The sequence below is a fragment of the Nonomuraea sp. H19 genome, assembly GCF_052068215.1.
Classification (GTDB): Bacteria; Actinomycetota; Actinomycetes; order Streptosporangiales; family Streptosporangiaceae; genus Nonomuraea.
On the sequence record NZ_JBQHCV010000124.1, the window covers coordinates 1 to 1148 of the forward strand.

Sequence of the window (1148 nt, forward strand, 5' to 3'; positions counted from 1 at the left end):
CTCGCACACCCGCTCCAGAAAATGCACCAGTCCGTCCCACGGATCAGGCATCGACAGGGCGTGCTCCGCGATCCGCACCACTGTCGCGGCCCGGTCGGCGAAGACGGCGTCGACGAGGTCGTTGCGGTCGGGGAAGTGGTTGTAGAGGGTGCCGCTGCTCACCCCGGCCGTGCGGGCGATCTCGTCGAGGGCGACGTCCAGGCCGCGGGTGGCGAACAGCTCGCGGGCGGCCGCCACCAGCAGGTCCCGGTTTCGCTGAGCGTCTCTGCGCAGGGGCTTCGCATGCGTCGGCATACGGCCATCGTACCGAACTTGAGAACACTCCCAACTTATGGATAATCTCCTGGCGGAGAGAAGTTGAGATAACAGTCAACTTAGCGGAATCCATTAAGGGAGCATCATGTCTCGAACACTCGCCATCTTCGGCGCCGGTCCCGTCCTGGGGCTGTCCCTAGCCCGCCGCTTCGGGCGCGAGGGCTTCCGCGTCGCGCTCGTCGCCCGTACCAGGGAGAACCTCGACCACCTCGTCGCAGAGCTGGCCCGCGACGGCATCGAGGCGGCCGGCTTCACCGCCGACGTCTACGACCCCGCCCAGATCGCGAGCGCTGTCGCGGCCATCAAGGAGCGGTACGGCCGGATCGACGTCGCGGAGTTCAGCCCCGGCGGCGGCAACATGGGGGACGGGATCGTGTCCACCCTCGACGTCGACGTCCAGAACACGCGGCTGATCCTCGACCGGTTCCTGTTGTCGGCGATCGCCCTGGTCCGGCAGGTCCTCCCTGACATGGCCGAACGCGGCGACGGCGCCATCCTCTTCACGGCCGGACAGTCCGGCATCCACCCGACGCCGTTCCTCGGCAACGCCGGCATGGCCCAGGCCGCGCTGCGCAACTACTTCCACACCCTCAACGCGGTGCTCGCCGAAAGGGGCGTGTACGTCGGGGCCGTCAACGTCGGCGCGCTCATCGAGGGCAGCGTGCCGCACCAGGCGATCGCGTCGTCGGAGACACCACTCGAGTTCGACCCAGAGGTGATCCATCCGGACGTCTTCGCGGAGAGCTTCTGGGGCCTGTACGCCAAGCGGGATCGGGTGGAGGCTCTGGTCGGGAGCTTCGGCCAGTAGCTTGTGCCGGTCGCCGATGGGGGTG

2 protein-coding genes are annotated in these 1148 nt (G+C 67.9%); one reads left to right on the forward strand and one right to left on the reverse strand.

Features of this window, described 5'->3' with window-relative positions; genetic code table 11:
• Positions 1-294, reverse strand: a 294-nt coding sequence (locus ACTMTI_RS56855) for a TetR/AcrR family transcriptional regulator (protein WP_441129407.1), incomplete at its 3' end; no start/stop codon positions are given.
• Between the two features lie 106 nt (positions 295-400).
• Between ACTMTI_RS56855 and ACTMTI_RS56860 the strand changes: the two genes are divergently transcribed.
• A complete protein-coding gene (locus ACTMTI_RS56860; RefSeq protein ID WP_441129408.1) occupies positions 401-1123 on the forward strand; it encodes an SDR family NAD(P)-dependent oxidoreductase in 723 nt (240 codons plus the stop codon).
• Positions 1124-1148: the final 25 nt, after the last annotated feature.